This is a genomic window from Marinobacter profundi, from assembly GCF_002744715.1.
Lineage (GTDB): Bacteria > Pseudomonadota > Gammaproteobacteria > Pseudomonadales > Oleiphilaceae > Marinobacter > Marinobacter profundi.
The window spans coordinates 168,519-185,324 of record NZ_KZ319371.1 but is presented as its reverse complement, the minus strand read 5'-3'; the positions used below and the strand labels follow the sequence as shown (position 1 = coordinate 185,324).

Below are 16,806 nucleotides of genomic sequence, written 5' to 3'. Positions count from 1 at the left end.
TGCGCCCGGCGCGGTCCGGGCCATATTCAACACACAGCAGGATGGTTTATGTCCAAGAAACTCAGCATCATGACCGGCGTACGCGCCGCCCTGGCAGGCCTTGGCCTGTTGGCTGCATTCGGCGCGCAGGCCGGGGCGACCGAGGATGCCATAGCGGAGAAGCTGGCGAAGTCGATTCCCGGCCTGAAGGTTACCAGCGTGCGTCAGTCCGTTGCCGAAGGGCTTTACGAGGTTGAAAGCAACAGTGGTGACATGATTTATACCACCGCGGACGGCCGCTTCCTGCTCACCGGCGACCTGCTGGAGCTGACGCCCACCGGCATTGCCAATGTCACCGAAAACGCCCGCTCTGAGCGCAGGGCCAAGACCATGGCAGATTTTGGCAAGGAAGGTGTCATCCGCTTCCCTGCCAAGGGTGAGCAGAAGGCTGAAATTGCCGTGTTTACCGACATCGACTGCCCCTATTGCCGCAAGCTGCATGACGACGTGCCGCGCCTCAACGAGTTGGGGATAACCGTAAACTACTACGCGTTCCCCCGGTCTGGCCCCAATACGCCGTCGTTCCGCAAGTATGAGTCGGTCTGGTGTGCTGATGATCAGCAACAGGCCATGGACGTGGCCAAGCAGGGCGGCAAGGTCGCCGATGCCAGCTGTGACAATCCGGTGCGGGCACAGTTTGACCTCGGCAACAAGGTCGGTGTGACCGGCACGCCGGCGATCGTTCTTGAGGACGGCGCCATGGTGCGCGGTTACGTTCCGGCAGACAAGCTGGCCCAGGGCCTCGGCTTGCTCTGATGTCCGCGGGGCTTATTCGCAGGCCCCTTTACCGGTATACTGTGCGGCGCGTAAATCAACGCCCGCATACAGCTATCCAACAGTTACAGAGGTGAGAGTTTGAAAGACGTCAGTGTCGGAATCTGCGGACTGGGAACCGTCGGTGGTGGTACCTTTAATGTCCTGACCCGTAACGCCAGCCTGATTGCGGGCCGTGCCGGCTGCAATATCCGGATCGGTCGCCTCGCGAGCCGCGCCCGCCGTGATGACCTTGAGCTGGGTGATATTCCGTTCAGTACCGACATTTTCGACGTCGTCAACGATCCGGCCATTGATGTCGTGGTGGAGCTGATCGGGGGCTATGAAGTTGCCCGTGAGCTCGTGCTGGCCGCCATCCGCAACGGCAAGCATGTGGTGACCGCAAACAAGGCGCTGATCGCCGTTCATGGTAACGAAATCTTTGAAGCTGCCGAGGCTGCCGGTGTCATCGTTGCCTATGAGGCGGGTGTCGCCGGCGGTATCCCGGTCATCAAGGCCGTCCGTGAGGGCATGGCTGCCAATCGCATCGACTGGATTGCCGGTATCATCAACGGTACCGGTAACTACATCCTGACCGAGATGCGCGCCGGCCGTGAATTCAGCGAAGTTTTGAAAGAGGCCCAGGCCCTGGGTTATGCCGAGGCCGATCCGACCTTTGACGTCGAAGGTATCGACGCCGCCCACAAGCTCACCATCCTGGCTTCTGCGGGGTTCGGTGTGCCGTTGCAGTTCGAGAAAGCCTATACCGAGGGCATTTCCAGGATCACCCCCTACGATATCGCCCATGCCGAGTTGCTGGGTTACCGGATCAAGCACCTGGGCGTGGCCCGTCGCCGTGAGGACGGTATCGAGCTGCGTGTTCATCCCACCCTGGTTCCCCAGAGCCACCTGATCGCCCAGGTGGATGGTGTGCTCAATGCGGTTCTGGTGGACGGCGATGCCGTTGGCCAGACCATGTATTACGGCCCGGGCGCCGGTGATGAGGCGACCGCCTCGGCGGTTATCGCCGACATCGTCGACGTTGCCCGCACCGTTGCCAGCGGCAGCAGCCAGCGGGTGCCTTATCTCGGCTTTGAAGCTGCCGCGCTGGAGGATCTGCCGGTATTGCCGATGGAGGATATCCAGTCAGCCTACTACCTGCGCATCCAGGCCCTGGATCGTCCGGGCGTGCTGGCAAAAGTGGCTTCGATTCTCAGTGAACATGGCATCAACATCGAATCCATCATGCAGAAAGAATCCGAACTGAAGGACGGCCGCATCCCGGTGATCATCCTGACCCATACCGTGCAGGAGCGCCAGGTGAACCGTGCTATCGAAGAACTGGAAGCCCTGGCCGATATCGACGGTCAGGTTGTTCGCATCCGCGCCGAAAACTTTAACTGACAGGATCGCAAGGTGAGATACATCAGTACACGGGGCGAAGCTCCGGCCCTGGGCTTTGAAGACGTTCTGCTGACGGGCCTGGCCCCTGATGGCGGGCTCTATGTACCGGAATCGCTGCCCCACTTCAGCCTCGAAGAAATCCGCGGCTGGCGCGGCCTGTCCTACAGCGAGCTCGCGTTCAACGTGATGTACCCGTTCGTCGAAGGGGCCATTCCGGAGCACGATTTCCGCAAGATGCTGGACGAAACCTACGGTGTGTTTGCCCACAAGGCAGTTGCTCCGCTGGTTCAGCTCGATACCAATGAGTGGGTGATGGAGCTGTTCCGCGGCCCGACCCTGGCGTTCAAGGATTTTGCCCTGCAGCTGCTGGGCCGGCTGCTGGATTATGTGCTGGCCGCCCGCGACCAGCACGTGGTGATCATGGGTGCTACCTCCGGGGATACCGGGTCCGCAGCCATTGAGGGTTGCCGCCGGTGCGAGCATGTGGACATTTTCATCCTGCATCCCTACGAGCGGGTGTCGGAAGTTCAGCGTCGCCAGATGACCACTGTCCAGGGCGACAACATCCATAACATCGCGGTGCGGGGCAACTTTGATGACTGTCAGCGGATGGTCAAGGAGAGCTTCGGCAACCAGTCGTTCCTTGGGGGTAAAACCCAGCTGGCGGCGGTGAACTCCATCAACTGGGCGCGAATCATGGCCCAGATTGTATACTACTTCCAGGCGTCGCTGGCGCTGGGTGGTCCGGATCGCAGCATGGCGTTCTCGGTGCCCACCGGTAACTTTGGTGACATTTTTGCCGGCTACCTGGCCCGCAAGATGGGGCTGCCCGTTTCCCAGTTGGTCATTGCCACCAATCGCAACGATATCCTCCATCGCTTCATGAGCGGCAACAAGTACGAGCAGCACAAGCTTGAGCATACCCTGTCGCCCAGTATGGATATCATGGTGTCGAGCAACTTCGAACGCCTGCTGTTCGACCTCCACGGCCGCGATGGTGCGGCGGTCAGGGAGTTGCTGGAGAATGCCGCCAAGGGGCCGGTCAGTATTGCCGACTACCGCTGGAAACACGCCCGCAAGCTGTTCGACAGCGATGCGGTGGATGACCGGACCACCTGCGATACCATTCGCGAGGTTTACGAACAGAACGAATACCTGCTGGATCCCCATACGGCTATCGGCGTACGTGCCGCCCGCAACTGCCGTCGTGATCCGGCGGTGCCGATGATCACCCTGGGTACTGCCCACCCGGCCAAGTTCCCCGATGCCATCGCAGCCGCCGGGCTCAGCATCAAGCCGCAGTTGCCGGCGCACATGGCCGACCTGTTCGAACGCGAAGAGCGCTATACCGTGCTTGATAACGACGTGACCGCAGTGCAGGAGTTTATCGCCGGGCACTGGAAAAACGCCTGATCCGGTATGACACCGAAAAAGATCCTGCGTCGCCCCATTCCGGACACGGGTCCGGAATGGGGGCAAAACCTGCCTCCGATTCTCCGCCGGCTCTACGCCGCCCGTGGCGTGACCTCGGACGAGCAGCTGAGCTATACCCTCAAACACCTGGCGTCCCCGATGGATCTGCGCGGGATCGACCAGGCGGTCCGTTTGCTCACCGATGCCATCGTTCAGCGTCAGCGTGTCCTGGTGCTGGGGGATTTTGATGCCGATGGTGCAACCAGTACCGCGGTCGCCGTGCTCGGTCTGGCCATGCTGGGCGTGCGGAATATCGATTTTCGGGTGCCGAGCCGGTTTGCCGATGGCTATGGCCTGACCCCCGGCATCATTCACCGTTTGCAACAGGAAGGGGAGTTGCCCGACCTGATGGTGACCGTGGACAACGGCATTGCTGCAGTGGAAGGGGTGCGGACTGCGCGGGATCTTGGTATCAAAGTGGTGGTTACCGACCATCACCTGGCCGGCGAGGTGCTTCCGGATGCCGATGCCATCGTGAACCCCAACCAGCCCGGGTGTCCCTTCCTGAGCAAGAATGCCGCCGGTGTCGGGGTGATGTTCTATGTCCTGACCGCGCTGCGCAAGCATTTGCGGGAGCAGGGGCTGTTGCCGGAGCCCCAGCCCAACCTCGGTACCCTGCTGGATCTGGTGGCACTGGGAACCGTGGCAGACGTCGTGCCGCTGGATCACAACAACCGGATTTTTGTGGAACAGGGCCTGCGCCGGATCCGGCAGGGTGAGGCGCGCCCCGGTATCCTGGCCTTGCTGGAAGTGGCCGGACGGGATTACCGGGAGATCAGCTCGACTGATCTGGGCTTTGTGGTCGGGCCGCGGCTCAATGCCGCCGGCCGGCTGGACGACATGAGTATCGGGATTGCCTGCCTGCTGGCGGACAGTGGTGACGAGGCCATGCGCCTGGCCAGGGAGCTGGACACCTTCAACCGTGAACGTCGCAGTATCGAAAAGGACATGAAAGCCCAGGCCCAGGACCTGCTGGCTTCAATGTCACTGGACACCGAGGGGCTGCCCTGGGGGCTGGCGCTGTTTGACGAGGACTGGCACCAGGGGGTGATCGGTATACTGGCCGCGCGAATCCGCGAACAGACCCATCGCCCGACCATTGCCTTCGCTCCCGGCGAAGATGGCCAGGAGATCAAGGGCTCGGCCCGTTCCATTCCGGGGCTGCATATCCGCGATGTGCTGGCAGTGGTGGATGCCCGTCATCCCGGCCTGCTGAAGAAGTACGGTGGACACGCCATGGCGGCGGGTATGACCATCAGTCGTGGTGATCTCGGCGTTTTCAGCGAGGCCTTCGACCGGGCAGTGCGGGACAGTCTCCGGGCGGAGGACCTGGAGGCGGCCATTACCACAGATGGCCCGTTGAGTGCCGATGAGTTGCGGCTTGAAACCGCATTGTTGCTGCGGCGCGCCGGCCCGTGGGGTCAGCATTTCCCGGAGCCGCTGTTTGATGGCGAGTTCCGGGTGATTCGCCAGCGGATTGTCGGCGAGAGCCATCTCAAGCTGGTCCTTCAGCCGCTGGACGGTGGCGACATCATTGACGGCATCGCGTTCAATACCGGCGCAGAAGTGCCTGACTATACCCGCACCGGGGCCCGGGTGGTCTACAAGCCCGATGCCAATACCTTTCGCGGGCGCACCAACCTGCAGTTGCTGATCGACTACCTGGAACCGGCCTGACCCTGGCCGGGGTTATTTCGGATAACCCCGGCTGATTTGCCACCGGAATTCCGGTAGAATTTCGCGTCTTGTTTTCATCGCATCCATTTTTTGCAAGCGAGTGACGGTTTCATGGAAATCAATCCCATTGTGACGAAGATTAAAGAGCTTCGTGAGCGCACCGATGCGCTTAGGGGGTATCTTTGACTACGATCTGCGCAGTGAGCGGCTGGTCGAGGTAGAGCGGGAGCTGGAAGACCCCAAGGTGTGGGACGACCCGGACCGCGCCCAGGCCCTGGGCAAGGAGCGTGCCGACCTTGAGCTCATCGTCAAGACCATCAATAACCTGACCTCCGGCCTGGAAGATGCCGAGGGTCTGCTCGACATCGCCGTCGAAGAAGACGACGAAGGCACGGTTGACGAGATCGCCGCCGACCTCGAGGGCCTGGACGGCGAGCTGGAAAAACTCGAGTTCCGCCGCATGTTCTCCGGCGAGATGGACGCCAACAGTGCTTACCTGGATATCCAGGCAGGCTCCGGCGGTACCGAAGCCCAGGACTGGGCCAATATGCTGCTGCGGATGTATCTGCGCTGGGCCGAGCGTCGCGGGTTCAAGACCGAGATCGTCGAACTGCAGGAAGGCGAAGTGGCCGGCATCAAGAGCGCTACCATCCATATCCAGGGCGATTACGCCTATGGCTGGCTGCGCACCGAAACCGGTGTCCACCGTCTGGTGCGCAAGTCGCCGTTCGATTCCGGTAACCGTCGCCATACTTCATTCTCGTCGGTGTTTGTGTCTCCGGAAGTAGACGACAGCTTTGAAATCGAAATCAATCCGGCCGACCTGCGGGTGGACGTCTACCGTGCCTCCGGCGCCGGTGGTCAGCACGTTAACCGGACCGAGTCGGCGGTGCGGCTGACCCACAATCCGACCGGCATCGTAGTGGCCTGTCAGGCCGGTCGTAGTCAGCACCAGAACAAAGACCAGGCAATGAAGCAGCTGAAGGCCAAGCTTTTCGAGCTGGAGATGCAGAAGCGCAACGCCGAAAAGCAGAAGCAGGAAGATGCAAAGTCTGACATTGGCTGGGGTAGCCAGATCCGTTCTTACGTGCTGGACGACAGCCGCGTCAAGGATCTGCGCACCAAAGTGGAAACCAGCAATACCCAGGCGGTACTGGACGGCGACATCGACAAGTTCATCGAAGCCAGCCTGAAAATGGCCCTGTGATGACCGGCAAAGGCCCCGGACTGATTACCCCGGACCGAATCTGAATCCGACACTTTTAGTGAGATATCATGACCGAACAAACCCATAACGTCGCCCAGCACGAGGACAACAAGCTGATTGCCGAGCGCCGCGCCAAACTGGCGGAGATGCGCGAGCAGGGCAATCCGTTTCCCAATGACTTCCGTCGGGACAGCACCGCTGCAGAGTTGCAGGAAAAATACGCTGACAAGAGCAAGGAAGAGCTGGAGTCCATGGGCATCCGGGTGGCCATTGCCGGTCGCATGATGCTCGACCGCAAGGCGTTCAAGGTGGTTCAGGACATGACCGGCCGGATCCAGGTCTATGCCTCCAAGGATGTCCAGAAAGAAACCCGCCACTGGGATCTCGGTGACATCATCGGTGTTCGCGGCACCCTGTCCCGGTCCGGCAAGGGCGACCTGTACGTCAACATGGACGAGTATGTGCTGCTGACCAAGTCGCTGCGACCGCTGCCGGAGAAGCACAAGGGCCTGACGGACATGGAGGCGCGCTACCGCCACCGCTATGTCGACCTGATGGTCAACGAGGACACCCGCAAGGTGTTCCAGACCCGTACCCGGCTGATCAACAGCATGCGTAACTACTTCGCCGAACGTGGCTTCATGGAAGTGGAAACCCCGATGCTGCAGGTGATTCCGGGCGGCGCAACCGCACGCCCGTTCGTCACCCACCATAATGCCCTGGGTATTGATATGTACCTGCGGATTGCGCCGGAACTGTTCCTCAAGCGTCTGGTGGTGGGCGGCTTTGAGCGGGTGTTCGAGATTAACCGTAACTTCCGTAACGAGGGGCTTTCCACCCGGCACAACCCCGAATTCACCATGGTGGAGTTCTACCAGGCGTATGCGGATTATAACGACCTGATGGACCTCACCGAGGACATGCTGCGCCGGATGACTCAGGAAGTGCTCGGTACCACCACCGTGGTCAACACCCGCGAGCTGCCTGGCGGTGAGGTGGAGACGGTCGAGTATGACTTCGGCAAGCCGTTCGACCGGATGACGGTGGTGGATGCCATCCTCCGTCACAATCCGGATATCCAGGCCGGTCAGCTGGGTGATGAGGTCAGTGCACGGCACGTTGCCGAGCGCCTGGGCATCAAGCTCAAGGACACCTCGGGACTGGGTAAGGTGCTTACCGAAATCTTCGAGGCTACCGCCGAGCACCTGCTGGTCCAGCCGACCTTTATTACCGACTATCCGAAGGAAGTCTCGCCGCTGGCCCGCTGCAAGGACAGCGATCCGTTTGTCACCGAGCGTTTCGAGTTCTTCATTGGCGGCCGCGAAATCGCCAACGGTTTCTCCGAGCTGAACGACGCCGAGGACCAGGCTGAGCGCTTCCGTGCCCAGGTGGCGGAAAAGGATGCTGGTGATGACGAGGCCATGTTCTACGACGACGACTACGTGATGGCGCTGGAGTATGGCTTGCCGCCCACGGCCGGCGAGGGTATTGGTATTGACCGTCTGGCCATGCTGCTGACCAACTCGCCGTCCATCCGTGACGTTATCCTGTTCCCGCACATGCGGCCGGAACACAAGGCCGAGCACCAGAAGGCCGCGGACGACCAGGAAGGAACGCAGTAAGCCATGCACCCGGCTGAGGTCCTGGCAAACCAGCTCCGGCCCGGCCGGGGCTGGTCCGAGTACCTTGCCGGGGAGTTCCGCCAGCCCTACATGCGGACGCTGGCAGAGTTCCTGGCGGCGGAGGAGCAGGCAGGCAAGACGCTGTTCCCGCCGCGTCAGCACTGTTTCAATGCCCTGAACAGCACGCCCCTGGATCGGGTGGCGGTGGTGATTTTGGGGCAGGACCCCTACCATGGTCCCGGCCAGGCCCACGGCCTGTGTTTTTCGGTTCGCACCGACGTTCCGCCACCACCCTCCCTGGTCAATATCTTCAAGGAAATCGAGAGTGATCTCGCCATTCCGGCGCCGGATCACGGCTGCCTGCAGCCCTGGGCGGAGCAGGGCGTCCTGCTGTTGAATACGGTGCTTACGGTAGAGCAGGGCAAGGCCGGCGCCCACCAGGGGCTGGGCTGGGAAACCTTTACCGACAAGGTCATCACGACCGTTAACGGGCAGCGGGATGGCGTGGTGTTCCTGCTGTGGGGCAGCCATGCCCGCAAGAAAGCCGGAATGATCGATCGCAGCCGTCACCTGGTTCTTGAAGGCCCGCATCCGTCACCACTCAGTGCCTACCGTGGTTTCTTCGGCTGTCGCCATTTCTCCCGGGCCAACCAATGGCTGACCGGGCAGGGGAGGATGCCGGTGGACTGGGCACTGCCCACCCGGGCCGAGCTGCTGGCCCGTTATTCCCGCTCGGGTACCTGATAGGGTAACGGCAGCGGAGCAAGCGCGACCGCGCCCATGCCGTCCACGGTCAGGGCCTGGTTTGCTGCATCGTGACGCAGCACTGCCAGCAATTCCACACTGCCATCGTCATAGCCAACGGCATTGATCACCTCGCCCACGGCCCGGTCACCAGCCAGAATTGCCTGCCCCGACTCGGGAACTTCGGCGAGTGGGCTGGCGGTCAGTCGGAACAGGCTTTTCTTCAGCTGGCCAAGGAAATGCATGCGCGCGATCACCTCCTGGCCGGTGTAGCAGCCTTTCTTGAAGTGAATGCCGCCGACGTGCTGCCAGTTGAGCATTTGTGGAACGTAGGCGTCATGGCTGGCCAGCGTAAGGCGAGCCACGCCAGCCGCAATTTCACTGCCATACCAGTCGGCAAGACTGCCACCGGTCGCCGTGTCCAGTGGACTGCTATCGCTGCGGCGGGTTTGCCAGAACTCGTAGCGGGCCAGTCCGTCGGCCGTGCTCTCAGTGCGAATCAGGTGGCCGGATGCCGTCTTGACACTGTCGCCGGGGCGGAGCAGTTGTTGCGCGGCCGCCGGGTACAGGCGGTCGGCGATCTCGTCGCCCAGCAAACCGGTAATCCGGGCTGACTCTTCGACGGCCATGGTGGTGCCGCGGAACAGCATCAGGTATTTGCGCAGGTGTCCGGTGATCGCGTCCGCGCTTTCAACGGGCAGGTTGAGCAGGACATCCTCGCCATCGCGGACCAGGCGGGTCAGGCAGTAGGCCCTGCCTTTCGGGTTGCAGGCTGCGGCTCTGGGGGAGAAGGCTTCGGTCACGTCCGCCAGGTTCTGGCTGAACTGGCCCTGGAGAAAGGTATCGGCCTGGGCTCCGGACACCCGGATAACCGCCCGATCGGTCAGGGAAATTGCCGCCGGCCGGGGCAGGGGCTTGTGGGCTTGGGTGCTGGCAGACTGGCTCATGGAAACTCCCAGGTTATGGTTCGGATGGTGCGCCCGCCGGGTTCAGGACCGTTGCGGGTTGCCACCGGTAGCCGCGGAGCCGGATAACCGGATCCAGGCTCTGAGGCGGCGGAAATCCTCCCCGCGGACGTTGCAGCAGTATGGACCGGCATCCACCAGGATGACCAGTCGTGACCGGGATATGGTGTCATTGGTGGAGACTTTCAACAGCGCAAGGCGAGCGGTAATACGGCTTTCCGGGGCAATCCGTGCGGCCAGGGGCGTGCCTGACGCGGTTACGGCAAACAGTTGGTCGTCCTCGACCTGCAGCCCGGTGATGGCACGCCGGCCCCGCAACAAACCGCTGGTGCGGGCCTGCCAGATAACGCCGGCGACGATCAGCGGAAGGCAGAACAGCAGCGCCGGCAGCGTGAGCAGCCCGGCGAGGGCTGTAAACGTCAGTAGTGCCAGCCAGGGCAGGCTGGCCAGGGCGCCGGCACTGAGTGACGGCGCCAGGCGGACATCAATCCGGCTGGACACGCTGGAGAATGATATCAACGATGCGCTGCAGGTCCGGATCTTCCGGGCGGCTCCGCTGCATGAACCATTCGAACATGTCGGTGTCTTCGCAGCTCAGCAGCTTGCGGTAGCGGGCCTGATCCTCTTCCGGCAGGTCAAGGTAGGCTTCTTCCAGGAAGGGAACCAGCAGTACGTCCAGTTCCAGCATGCCGCGGCGGCTATGCCACCAGAGGCGTTTGAATTCGGTATTGTCAGACATCGGCGGTCTCGCTTGAGTGAACGGGTGATCAGGACGCTGGGGTCCTGTAGTTGGCCGGAACCAGTACGGTGTCCCCGGGCTCGTTGAGCAATCCGGGATAATCCAGGGTGTAATGGAGGCCGCGGCTCTCCTTGCGCTGCAGGGCGGAGCAGATGATCAGATCGGAAACGGTGACCAGGTTGCGCAGCTCAAGCAGGTCATTGGAGACCCGGTAGTTGCTGTAGAATTCGCTGATTTCCTGGGATAACAGGTCGACCCGGTGTTTGGCCCGTTGCAGCCGTTTGGTGGTGCGTACGATTCCAACGTAGTCCCACATGAAATGGCGCAGTTCATCCCAGTTATGGGAGATCACAACGTCCTCGTCCGAGTCCCGTACCTGGGACTCGTCCCAGTCCGGCGCCGGGGGCGGTGGGGGAATATCGGCTTCGCGTCGGGCGATATCACTGGCTGCCGCCCGGCCGTACACCAGGCACTCCAGCAGGGAATTGCTGGCCATGCGGTTGGCACCGTGCAGGCCGGTAAATGCGGCTTCGCCGACGGCGTAGAGCTGGTTGATGTCGGTCCGGGCCCGTTCGTCGCTCATGATGCCGCCACAGGTGTAATGGGCGGCAGGAACGACCGGAATGGGCTCGCGGGTGATGTCGATGCCAAAGCCCAGGCACTTCTCATAGATGGTCGGAAAGTGGTGGCGGATAAAGTCCGCCGGTTTATGGCTGATGTCCAGGTACAGGTGGTCGGCACCCAGCCGTTTCATCTCATGGTCAATGGCACGGGCGACAATATCCCGGGGCGCCAGTTCGCCCCGCGGATCGAACAGGTCCATGAAGCGGGATCCGTCCGGCAGTTTCAGCAATCCGCCTTCACCGCGGACAGCTTCGGTAATCAGGAACGACTTGGCATGGGGGTGATACAGGCAGGTCGGATGGAACTGGTTGAACTCCATGTTGGCAACCCGGCAGCCTGCCCGCCATGCCATGGCAATACCGTCACCGGACGCACCGTCGGGGTTGGTGGTGTAGCGATAGGCCTTGCTGGCCCCGCCGGTGGCGATCACGGTGAAGCGGGCGCGGAACAACTCGACGTGATTGTCGGCCAGGTTCAGGATGTAGGCACCAACACACCGGTTGCCCGGCAGGGACAGCTTGCGGTTGGTGATCAGGTCGACCGCGACCCGCTGCGACAGCAGGTCGATGTTTGGCCGGGCTGCCGCCTGCTCGCTCAGGGTGGTCGACACCGCCTGGCCGGTAGCGTCGGCCGCATGGATGATGCGGCGGTGGCTGTGGCCGCCCTCCCGGGTGAGGTGAAGCTGCTCGTGTTCGTCACGGGTGAACTGGACGCCGCTGTTGACCAGCCAGTCGATGCTTTCCTTGGCATGTTCAACGGTGAAGCGGACGGCATCCTCGTGACACAGGCCGCCGCCGGCATCCAGTGTGTCACGGACGTGGTTTTCCAGCGAATCGGCATCGTCCAGCACGGCGGCGATCCCGCCCTGTGCCCAGAGTGTGGCACCACTAGTGATGGCGGCCTTGCTGATGACAGCGATGCGCAGATGGCCTGGAAGGTTCAGCGCTACTGTCAGACCGGCAGCGCCGCTGCCGATGATGAGCACGTCGTATTCGTATGATTGTGGCATCAGATTGTAATCGCAGGCCATAATGTGGACGTGTATTGAACTAAACTTTACGCTTGCTGTCTATTTGGCGAAACGGGGTGTGCCCGCAAACTTCCGGGCACCAGTGATAAACCGGACGCCAGACAAGGCAGTAGCATGACGCTTTTGAAGCAAACACCCACTGGTTCCCTGAGCCAGCAACGTGCAAGGCCCGGCACTTCATCCATGACTCCGGAAACCGACAACCGCCCCGAGGAAACGCCTGACAGCCAGACCGACCTGCAGCTGGTCAGGAAGGTGCGCCATGGCGACCGTGCGGCGTTCGATCTGCTGGTTATCAAGTATCAGTCGCGGGTCGCTTCCATCATCAGTCGTTATGTCTTTGACAGTCAGGAAGTGCTGGACCTGACGCAGGAAACCTTTGTCAAAGCCTACCGGGCGATCGACCGGTTCCGCGGTGACAGTGCCTTCTATACGTGGCTGTACCGGATTGCGGTCAACACCGCGAAGAATTTCCTGGAGGCGCGTGGTCGTCGGCCCCAGGGCAGTGCCGATGCAGCCGAGGCAGAGAATTTCGATGATGGCAGCCGGCTGCGGGACAATGCCTCGCCCGAACGCATGCTCCAGCGCGAGCAGTTGCAGCGGGAGTTGCGCAAGGCAATCGCAGAATTGCCGGAGGAGCTCCGGTCCGCGTTCCTGTTGCGGGAATTCGATGGCCTGAGCTACGAGGATATTGCGAAAGTGCTTGAGTGTCCGATCGGAACGGTCCGGTCCCGGATTTTCCGGGCCCGGGATGCAGTGGACCGCCGTCTTGGTCCGTTGCTGAATGACTCCCTGACGTAATGAATGAGGTTACATCCCATGGATGATCGTCTCAGAGAAACACTTTCGGCCATGCTCGATGACGAGGCGGACGAACTGTCTGTGCGCCGGCTGTTGTCCCATGGCGACCAGAACGAGGTCCGCTCCCAGTGGCAGCGCTGGCAGCAGGTCAGGGACCTGATGCACGATGGCAGTCAGCCGGTTGCCGGAGGGATCAATGTCAGTGAACAGGTTCGCCAGAGCCTCGACAGCTCTTCGCCGCAGCGGTTTCGCCAGGCAAGCGGTGCCGGCCGGCGCGGCATGTGGCGCTGGTCTGCCGCAGCCATGGTGACCTTTGGTCTGCTGGTCGGCTTCGGTGTTGGCAGCGGCTGGGAGCAGATGGAACCTGCGGTCGTTGCGGCCTCCGCGCAGCCGCCCGGGACAGATGAGAATCCGGTTCCGGAAGTTGCGCTGCAGGGGCTGGACGATGAGCAGTGGGAGCAGCTCAGTCGCTACCTGCTGGAACACGCCCAACACAACAGTGTCGGAGCCGGCCGCGGTTCGGTGGGCTATGCCCGCCTTGCCAGTGCTTCGGCTCCGGCCTACTGACCCGTGCAGTGGATGCTTAATGTTATGGGACTGCGAGGACATGACATGACGCTTGTGGTGCGTGCCCTGGCCTTTCTGCTGCTACTGCCAGCGCTGGCGGTCCGGGCGGATATTGCTGCTGATAGCGCGGCGGACGCCGATTATTGGCTGGAACGGTTGGGGCCGGCGCTGAACATGACCAGCTACCGTGGCGTTTTTGTCTATGCGCGGGGTGACCAGGTCAGCACCATGCGGGTGGCACACCGCTATCGCGATGGTTACGTGGAGGAGCGGTTGGTACAGCAGGATGGCGCCAATGGTGAAATTGTCCGCAAGGGTATGCGGGTGGTGTGTGTGCTGCCCGATCACGGTCGGATCCAGTTGGACCAGGTCATCCCTTCAGGTCCCTTTGCCGAAGCCTTTGCCAGCCAGCCGCTGCAGGTCAGCAAGTGGTATGTCCCGGAAAAGGTGGGGGAGGACCGGGTAGCCGGCTATGCCTCGGTCGTGGTGGCGCTCAAGGCACGGGATGGCTTCCGCTACGATCATCGGCTGTGGCTGGAAAAAACCACCGGTCTGCTGGTCAAGAGCCATGTTCGCACGGCGGCTGGCGAGGTGCTGGAGCGCTTTCAGTTTACCAGCCTGGAGATCACCGACGACCTGCCTGACAGTGACTTCGAGGTTCAGCTGGAGGGGCGGGAAGTGCGCCGGGATTTGCCCGACCCTGCGGCGTCCCCGGCTCCGGCCAGAATGAATGGCTGGACCCTGGGCTGGCGTCCGGATGGCTTCATGCCGGCCGCGGCGCCCCGTTCCGGCAGCGGTCAGGCGGTTGCGTTTTCCGACGGCGTGGCCGCGTTCTCGGTGTTTGTTGAGCCGCGGGGCAGGCTGGACATGCCCACCGGAGCGTCCCGTATCGGCGCTACCACGGCATATATGCGGCAGCTGGATGCAGGCAAGAATGGCTTTCTGGTCACCGTGGTGGGAGAAATTCCACCGGCAACCGCCCGGCGGGTTGCGAACTCGGTTGCCATCGATGATGCCATGGCGTTCACGGTGCAGCCACAGTGATAACCGAATCCGGCAAGGTCGTGGCAGAGGCAGGCAACAAGGTGTGGGTCCAGACCATCCGCCAGAGCGCCTGCACGAGCTGCGCTGCCCGCCATGGCTGCGGTCAGAAGGCGCTGGCGAGTTTCACCGCCGGGCGTGCTAACCGGGTGCTGGTGGACAATACCCTGGGGGTCCGGGTAGGTGACGAAGTGACCGTGGCCATTTCCGAGTCCGCTCTGCTGGCGGCATCGGGACTCGTTTATGCGTTGCCCCTTTTGCTGTTTGTGGCGGGTGCACTGGCCGGTCACTGGCTGTCGGGTGGTGCCGAGCCTGCTGCGGTTGCTGGTGCGGTCATTGGCATGGCGGTCGGATTCGGGTTTGCCCGCAGCCGTCGGGTCGGTGCAGATGCCCGCTACGCACCGCGGCTGATACGGACCGGTACGGCAGAACGCGACACCTGTCTGTAAATCCTACAGTTTGTTAAGTTGAAATCGCCTTGCCAGGCCACAGAATACATCCCATACCGGTGTTAAAACCGATCACCTGGACTGACTACAACAAGGGGTACGAAATGTCAGAAGCCATGATTTTCAGACCGTCCCGTTTCCGTTCCGGGATGACCATGACCGCTCTGCTGATGCTGGTTGTCGCAATGTTCTGGGTGCAGGGCGCAGCTGCCCGCAGCCTGCCGGATTTTACCGAACTGGTTGAGGAGAACTCCGGAGCCGTGGTGAACATCAGCACCACCCAGGAAGTGCCGGCGCAGGGCCGGGCGATGCCCTTTGACGAGCGCCAGCTGGAGCAGTTGCCGGAATTTTTCCAGGACTTCTTCCGTGGCCCGCACTCACCCTTCGGGGGAGGCAGTCCCGGACAGGTTGAGCCGCGCCGTTCCATGGGGTCCGGATTCATTGTTTCGTCGGACGGCTATGTGCTGACCAACAACCACGTGATCGAGGGCGCCGATGAGATCATCGTGCGTCTCAATGACCGTCGTGAACTGCCGGCCACCCTGGTTGGTACTGACCCGAAATCCGACCTTGCTGTTCTCAAAATTGAAGATGGTAACGACCTTCCGGTGGTCCGGATCGGTCGGTCGAAGGATCTGAAAACCGGTGAGTGGGTATTGGCCATCGGCTCGCCGTTCGGTTTTGATTACACCGCAACCGCCGGTATTGTCAGTGCGCTGGGCCGCTCCTTGCCGACCGAGAACTACGTACCCTTCATCCAGACCGATGTGGCCATCAACCCCGGCAACTCCGGCGGCCCGCTGTTTAATCTGGACGGCGAGGTGGTTGGAATCAACTCGCAGATCTACACCCGCTCCGGCGGCTTCATGGGGGTGTCGTTCGCCATCCCCATCGACGATGCGATGAACGTTTTCCGTCAGATTCGTGACAAAGGGTCGGTTTCCCGGGGCTGGCTGGGCGTACTGATTCAGGAGGTCAGCCGTGATCTGGCAGAGACTTTTGGGCTGAAGCGGCCCCGCGGTGCACTGATTGCCGAGGTTATGGAAGGGTCGCCCGCGGCGCAGGCCGGTCTGCAGGCCGGGGATATTGTGCTGGAGTATGACGGCGAGGCGATCGTGATGTCGTCGGACCTGCCACCAATGGTCGGTCGTACGCCGGTGGGGGAAACCGCCCGCCTGCAGGTGCTGCGCGGTGGTCGTGAAATGATGCTGGATGTCGAGATCGGCCAGCTGCCGGAGGAAGGGCAGCAGCAGGCGGCGGCACCGGCACCTGATGCGGCGCCATCGTCGGCACCCCTGGGGCTGACTGTGCAGCCGTTGCCTGCAGACCTGGCCAGCTCCCTGAGCGTGAGTGGCGGGGTGCTGGTCAGCAACGTCGCCCGGGGCCCGGCGCTGGAGGCGGGAATTCGCCCGCGGGATGTGATCACCGAGCTGAACCGTCAGGAAATCCGCTCCGTCGAGGACTTCCGGAAGGTGGTGGCGGCATTGCCGAAAAATCGTGCGGTTTCCGTCCGGGTGGTTCGCCAGGGGATGGCAACCTACCTGGTAATGAAGCCCTGATCCGGAGCTGACGGCGGCCGCTTCTGCGGCCGCGGTCTCCCATCGCGGGCGCAACCCGCAGGGTGTCGGCAGTGAACGACAGCCTGCGGGTTGTTTGTTATACTCGAAAAAA

16 protein-coding genes are annotated in these 16,806 nt (G+C 61.9%); 12 read left to right on the top strand and 4 right to left on the bottom strand.

Features of this window, described 5'->3' with window-relative positions; all coding sequences use genetic code 11:
- Nucleotides 1–48 precede the first annotated feature (48 nt).
- The 7 genes from CLH61_RS11165 to ung all read left to right on the top strand — a co-directional run bounded on the left by CLH61_RS11165 (nucleotide 49) and on the right by ung (nucleotide 8,919).
- Nucleotides 49–795 (top strand): DsbC family protein, encoded by a 747-nt coding sequence (locus CLH61_RS11165; protein ID WP_099614816.1) that lies wholly within the window; start codon nucleotides 49–51, stop codon nucleotides 793–795.
- Nucleotides 796–894: 99 nt separating this feature from the next.
- Nucleotides 895–2,196 carry a homoserine dehydrogenase gene (locus tag CLH61_RS11160; protein WP_099614815.1) on the top strand — a complete coding sequence of 434 codons (1,302 nt, stop codon included), beginning with the start codon at nucleotides 895–897 and terminating at the stop codon, nucleotides 2,194–2,196.
- A gap of 12 nt (nucleotides 2,197–2,208) precedes the next feature.
- Nucleotides 2,209–3,609 carry a threonine synthase gene (gene thrC / locus CLH61_RS11155; RefSeq protein WP_099614814.1) on the top strand — a complete coding sequence of 467 codons (1,401 nt, stop codon included), beginning with the start codon at nucleotides 2,209–2,211 and terminating at the stop codon, nucleotides 3,607–3,609.
- A 6-nt stretch (nucleotides 3,610–3,615) separates the two neighbouring features.
- Complete coding sequence (recJ, locus tag CLH61_RS11150; RefSeq protein ID WP_099614813.1) at nucleotides 3,616–5,346, top strand: single-stranded-DNA-specific exonuclease RecJ; 1,731 nt, start codon at nucleotides 3,616–3,618, stop codon at nucleotides 5,344–5,346.
- Nucleotides 5,347–5,457: 111 nt separating this feature from the next.
- Nucleotides 5,458–6,553 (top strand): peptide chain release factor 2 gene (prfB, locus tag CLH61_RS11145; protein WP_099614812.1). Its coding sequence is split into 2 segments (ribosomal slippage): nucleotides 5,458–5,529 and nucleotides 5,531–6,553, totalling 1,095 coding nucleotides; the frame shifts between segments, so codons are not numbered across the junction.
- A gap of 68 nt (nucleotides 6,554–6,621) precedes the next feature.
- Nucleotides 6,622–8,175, top strand: coding sequence for a lysine--tRNA ligase (gene lysS, locus CLH61_RS11140; RefSeq protein WP_099614811.1), 1,554 nt, complete (start codon nucleotides 6,622–6,624; stop codon nucleotides 8,173–8,175).
- Between the two features lie 3 nt (nucleotides 8,176–8,178).
- Entirely contained in the window at nucleotides 8,179–8,919 is a 741-nt protein-coding gene (gene ung, locus CLH61_RS11135; RefSeq protein WP_099614810.1) for a uracil-DNA glycosylase, read from the top strand.
- Here the strand turns inward: ung and ygfZ are convergent.
- Genes ygfZ through nadB form a run of 4 tightly spaced genes read right to left on the bottom strand, consistent with a single transcriptional unit; the run spans nucleotide 8,898 to nucleotide 12,256 of the window.
- On the bottom strand, nucleotides 8,898–9,866 hold the full coding sequence (ygfZ, locus tag CLH61_RS11130) for a CAF17-like 4Fe-4S cluster assembly/insertion protein YgfZ (protein ID WP_099614809.1): 969 nt from the start codon (nucleotides 9,864–9,866) through the stop codon (nucleotides 8,898–8,900). The genes ung and ygfZ overlap by 22 nt on opposite strands.
- A gap of 42 nt (nucleotides 9,867–9,908) precedes the next feature.
- Nucleotides 9,909–10,385, bottom strand: coding sequence for a hypothetical protein (locus CLH61_RS11125; RefSeq protein WP_099614808.1), 477 nt, complete (start codon nucleotides 10,383–10,385; stop codon nucleotides 9,909–9,911).
- Nucleotides 10,369–10,623 (bottom strand): FAD assembly factor SdhE, encoded by a 255-nt coding sequence (locus CLH61_RS11120; RefSeq protein ID WP_099614807.1) that lies wholly within the window; start codon nucleotides 10,621–10,623, stop codon nucleotides 10,369–10,371. The genes CLH61_RS11125 and CLH61_RS11120 overlap by 17 nt, the downstream gene beginning before the upstream one ends.
- 28 nt (nucleotides 10,624–10,651) lie before the next feature.
- On the bottom strand, nucleotides 10,652–12,256 hold the full coding sequence (nadB, locus tag CLH61_RS11115) for an L-aspartate oxidase (protein ID WP_211289103.1): 1,605 nt from the start codon (nucleotides 12,254–12,256) through the stop codon (nucleotides 10,652–10,654).
- 135 nt (nucleotides 12,257–12,391) lie between these two features.
- Between nadB and rpoE the strand changes: the two genes are divergently transcribed.
- The 5 genes from rpoE to CLH61_RS11090 all read left to right on the top strand — a co-directional run bounded on the left by rpoE (nucleotide 12,392) and on the right by CLH61_RS11090 (nucleotide 16,694).
- Nucleotides 12,392–13,078, top strand: coding sequence for an RNA polymerase sigma factor RpoE (gene rpoE, locus CLH61_RS11110; RefSeq protein WP_273168075.1), 687 nt, complete (start codon nucleotides 12,392–12,394; stop codon nucleotides 13,076–13,078).
- An 18-nt stretch (nucleotides 13,079–13,096) separates the two neighbouring features.
- Nucleotides 13,097–13,645 (top strand): sigma-E factor negative regulatory protein, encoded by a 549-nt coding sequence (locus tag CLH61_RS11105; protein ID WP_099614804.1) that lies wholly within the window; start codon nucleotides 13,097–13,099, stop codon nucleotides 13,643–13,645.
- Between the two features lie 45 nt (nucleotides 13,646–13,690).
- Nucleotides 13,691–14,689 (top strand): MucB/RseB C-terminal domain-containing protein, encoded by a 999-nt coding sequence (locus CLH61_RS11100; protein ID WP_099614803.1) that lies wholly within the window; start codon nucleotides 13,691–13,693, stop codon nucleotides 14,687–14,689.
- Nucleotides 14,686–15,135: a SoxR reducing system RseC family protein gene (locus tag CLH61_RS11095; protein WP_099614802.1), complete on the top strand. Its 450-nt coding sequence runs from the start codon at nucleotides 14,686–14,688 to the stop codon at nucleotides 15,133–15,135. Before CLH61_RS11100 ends, CLH61_RS11095 begins: the two co-directional genes overlap by 4 nt.
- Nucleotides 15,136–15,284: 149 nt before the next feature.
- The gene (locus CLH61_RS11090; protein WP_407657575.1) at nucleotides 15,285–16,694 is read left to right on the top strand and encodes a DegQ family serine endoprotease; all 1,410 of its coding nucleotides are present in this window, start codon (nucleotides 15,285–15,287) and stop codon (nucleotides 16,692–16,694) included.
- Nucleotides 16,695–16,806 lie beyond the last annotated feature (112 nt).